The following is a 4,286-nucleotide window of genomic DNA, read 5'->3' on the forward strand; positions in this document are numbered from 1 at the left end:
TTTACGACCTCATAGCCCGCCAACTCCAGATTGATGCGCAGGATATCCAGAATCGAAGGGTCGTCCTCAATGATGAGTATGCGAGCCATAGCCGGTTGCAGCCCACACTGCGGATAAAACGTTTTGTTAAATCAGCTAACAAGGAGTCCAAAGCTTTACGACTCAAAGTTTACTTAATTCTAGCCTCATTGCAAATCTGGCCGAAAGACAGGCGGGTGGGGTGGCCGCTGGGCAAAGGGCGGAGCTGCCGGCTTCAGGGGAAACCCTTCATCCGGCTTGGCGGGCACGCTTTTTGGGATCCCCTTTGGGAATGGCGGCGATGAGGCGGCGGGTATAATCCTGCTGCGGGTTCCGGTAGATCTGGGAGGCAGGGCCGATTTCCTCGATGCGGCCTCGGTTCATAACCATGATGCGGTCACTCATGAACTTGACCACGCTCAGGTCGTGGGAGATGAACAGATAGGTCAGCCCCAGCTCCTCCTGCAGATCTTTGAGTAGGTTCAGCACCTGGGCCTGTACGGAGACATCCAGAGAAGACACCGCCTCGTCGCAGACGAGCAGGCGCGGCTCCGAAGCCAGGGCGCGGGCAATGCAAATCCGCTGCCGCTGCCCGCCGGAAAACTGATGGGGCAGGCGATCCAGCGCCTCCGGATCCAGCCCTACCCGTTCTAGCAAGCGTTGGGCCCGTTGCCGCCGCTCGGCAGCATTTTTCCCAATTCCGTGCAGAACCATCGGCTCCATAATGCTGGCTCCCACGCTCATGCGGGGATCCAAAGAGGCTGCCGGATCCTGGAAGATAAGCTGGATTTCTCGGCGTAAGCGGCGCAGGTGCCGGGGCGGTAGGTGGAGCCAGTCTTCTCCGTCGTAGATCACCTGGCCGGAACTGGCTTGGATCAGACGCAACAGGGTTCGCCCCAGGGTGGTTTTGCCGCAGCCGGACTCTCCCACCAACCCTAGGGTTTCTCCCGGATACAGATCGAAGCTAATCCCGTCCAAGGCCCGGATCTCGCCCAGCGGGCGGCGAAACAGCCCCTGGCGCACGGGGTAGTGGGTGCGCAACTCCCGCACCTGCAACAGCGGAGGCTGACTTTGCAGCCACCGCAGCCGTTCCTCCTCTTCGGCGGCAGGGATCTCCACCTGCTGCCACTGCTCCTCGACCGAGAGGGATCCCTGACCCGTCTGGAAATCCTGGACGGTGGGCAGCCGCCGCAACCGCCGCTCCAACGGTGGGCGACAGGCTAGCAGGCCACGGGTGTAGGGGTGCTGGGGCTGGCAAAAAATTTGGCTCACTGCTCCCTGTTCGACAGCCTGGCCCCGGCACATCACCACCACCTGATCCGCCAATTCGGCCACCAGGTTGAGGTCGTGGGTGATAAACAGAATGGCCATCTGCCGCTGTTGTTGCAGATCCCGGAGCAGGCGCAAAATCTCCGCCTGTACCGTCACATCCAAGGCGGTAGTCGGCTCATCAGCAATCAACAGCTTAGGGTTAGAGGCGATCGCACAAGCGATGGCTGCCCGCTGGATTTGGCCGCCGGAGAGCTGATGGGGATAGCGCTCCAGCAGGTGCGGGGAAAGCTGCACTTCCTCGAACAGGCGGATCGCCCGGGCGTGGATCTCCGCCGGGGGGAGGGAGGTATGGGTTCTCAGGGTTTCCCGCAACTGCTGACCACAGGTGTAGAGGGGGTTGAGGGCGGTGCTCGGCTCCTGAAAGATCATGGCGATCTGGGAGCCGCGGTAGCGCCGCCGTTGCCGAGGATCCAGCCGCAGCCAGTCCACCGTTCCCTGGGGGCCCTGAAAGAGAATGGTGCCTTCCACCCGGGCGGAGCTGGGCAGCAAGTCTATCAGCGTCAGGGCGGTCATGGTCTTGCCGGATCCCGATTCCCCCACTAGGCCCAGGACTTGTCCGGCCCCCAGTTGAAAGGACAGCCCATCCACCACCAGGGATCCCAAGCATTCTGTCTGGCTGCTGCCGGCAGTGCGGCTGGGCAAGAAAACCCGCAACCCCTGAACAGTCAGAAGGGCAGAAGTAACAACCGGAGCGACATCGGCCATGGCTGAGGGCGGCGATCGAGGGATTGGCAGGATTATAGACCACCCCTCCAGCTTCCCTTCTTTTCCCGCTGGGGCAGCTGCGGGACTTCGGCAGCGTCACTGAGGGAGTCTGGGTCTCAGCTACAGACTCGGCTCAGCTCCTGCTCAGGATGGCCAAAACCTCAGCGGGCGGGCCAGAAGATCCCAAAGCAGGAGGTGTAGCCGTGTAAAAAGGTGGAGCCCCCAACCGGGCCGATCTCCCCATTGCAAAAAAACCCCCCCAGCGGCAAGTCCCCCAGCAATTCCCGAAACCGCTGCGAGTCATGGTTGGGAGTGCCGTACAGCCCTTTGCCTCGCCCCAAACAGGAGAACATCAGCGCCCCACAGGGCTCTGGTTGCGGCTGGGAGGGGCGCTCTGACGAATAACTTTGCCCCAAGTTGCGCTCGACACAATAACGACTGAGGGCCCACCGGAGATCCTCTGCCGAAGTCTGGGCATCCCGCAGATGAAACTGCACCGTCTGGCCGGGGCGCACCCGATCCCCAATGGCCATTGCCCCCAGGCGTGGGTCAACGCCCAGAATCACCCGAATGAGAAAGTCTCCCGGCGTCGGTTCGGATTTGAATTCGTCCATCAGCAGGCCGATGAAGAGAGCTTGGCGGGCCAAGCGTTGATCTGACGGGCTGAGCCGTTCGGCTAAATCCCTTAAGACCACCAAAGGAGGGCGACCTTCCAAGCTGAGGATCACGTTCCCCTCCGCTTCGGTGACACGCAAGGGATCCCCAATCGGGCGACATCCCTGGGCTACCACCGCATCTAGCACCACGTTGCCAGAGAGGGCCAGCCCCACCGTGCCTTCCCGATACAGCTCCCGCCGGGGCGTAGGGGTACGCGCATCCAGCAAAAACAGAGCATTGCCGCGAGGAGCGCGGCCGCCACTGGCCAATCCCCCCACCTTGACCGCCCCCGGATAGGCAAAATCCAGCCCTTGCAACAGTTCAGAGATCCGAGAGGAAAATCCATCCGCCAAGAGCAAGAAATGGGGCTGGGCCTGCGGCGCAACCCCCACCAGATCAATCCACGCCGCAGGAGGTGCATCCAAGTCGGGCAGTTGTTCCCCCCGCAGATGAAACGGGTGCAAGGCCACATCCGGCAGCACCGCCAAAGACAGCGACAGGGCCGGCCCATCTTCAATTTCCTGCCCCCCACCCACGATACCACCGCCGGAGCAGCCAATCAAAACGTCCACCTCCAGCAGATCCGACAGCAGTGGCAACACGCGAATGTATTCGCTGGCAAAGGCCGCCGACACAAACAGGATCCCTAGGTTGGGCCGCAGCGGCTGCGGGGGAACGTACCCGGTGAGCAGCCCCGGCAAGCTGCCGGATCCCACTGCCTGCACCTGTCGCGTCAGGACGCTCTTCAGTTGAGCTGCCTGAAGCTTAGCCTTGGCTTCCTCCACCACCTGCCGCAGAGCCGCTTCCAGAGAAGGAAGCTGGGAGAGCGCGTTCACCCACTGCATCGGCGTGTTCCTACGGTCTGGAGTTTGCTTTTTTAGGCTAGCAATTTATGCCCAGGACTGGCTGTTCTACGTAGCCTCTTGTTTGCAAGGTGTTTAGGGCAGATAGGGCCGCGGATCCACAGGTGCGCCCCCACCAGGGCGGACTTCAAAGTGCAAGTGTGGCCCTGTGCTGCGACCCGTATTGCCCCGGCTCATGATCGTCTGCCCCTGCTGCACGTACTGGCCCTTGGACACATAGATCTGATGGCCGTGGGCGTAGCGGGTGACGATCCCGTTGGGATGGCGAATATCCACGCGATTGCCATAGCCATCTCCGGAATTGCCGGCAAAAATGACCTCCCCCTCCTGCACAGCTACAATGGGGGATCCCACCGGGCCGGGAATATCAACCCCCGCGTGGAAGCGACCGCGACGGTAGCCAAAGCCGGAGGTGATTGGCCCGGCAACCGGCCAGATGAAGCCACTGCTACGGGCCCGGGGAGGAGCTGCCAGCACTGGCCGAGCTTGGGATTGTCTCCGGGCTCGTCGGGCAGGAGCTGGGATCGGGGGCTGCGTGCCTGGCGCCGGAATCGTGAGGCGTTGGCCAATGCGCAGCCAATGGGGATTGCGCAGATTGTTAGCCTGGATAATCGACCGCTGCGTTACCCCATAGCGAGCGGCGATCCGCTCGATGGTGTCACCGGCTCCCACCGTGTGGGTCAGGGAGCCACCGGCCAAGAGGGCCTGCCG

Annotated in this window: 3 protein-coding genes; all 3 read right to left on the reverse strand. The window is 62.1% G+C overall.

Annotation, left to right across the window (positions count from 1 at the left end; translation table 11 throughout):
• Positions 1-267: 267 nt before the first annotated feature.
• Positions 268-2,055: an ABC transporter ATP-binding protein gene (locus NW841_RS02535; protein WP_414385212.1), complete on the reverse strand. Its 1,788-nt coding sequence runs from the start codon at positions 2,053-2,055 to the stop codon at positions 268-270.
• Positions 2,056-2,216: 161 nt separating this feature from the next.
• Positions 2,217-3,557 (reverse strand): FIST N-terminal domain-containing protein, encoded by a 1,341-nt coding sequence (locus tag NW841_RS02540; RefSeq protein ID WP_414366074.1) that lies wholly within the window; start codon positions 3,555-3,557, stop codon positions 2,217-2,219.
• A gap of 93 nt (positions 3,558-3,650) precedes the next feature.
• On the reverse strand, positions 3,651-4,286 hold a 636-nt coding region (locus tag NW841_RS02545), incomplete at its 5' end, for a LysM peptidoglycan-binding domain-containing M23 family metallopeptidase (protein WP_414385213.1).

It is taken from the genome of Synechococcus sp. H60.3 (assembly GCF_047462295.1).
Taxonomy (GTDB): Bacteria; Cyanobacteriota; Cyanobacteriia; order Thermostichales; family Thermostichaceae; genus Thermostichus.

What these genes read in the sequence shown, in the direction of transcription:
- NW841_RS02540 (WP_414366074.1), bottom strand. Translation starts at nt 3,557, where the DNA reads ATGCAGTGGGTGAACGCGCTCTCCCAGCTTCCTTCTCTGGAAGCGGCT.
- NW841_RS02535 (WP_414385212.1), bottom strand. Translation starts at nt 2,055, where the DNA reads ATGGCCGATGTCGCTCCGGTTGTTACTTCTGCCCTTCTGACTGTTCAG.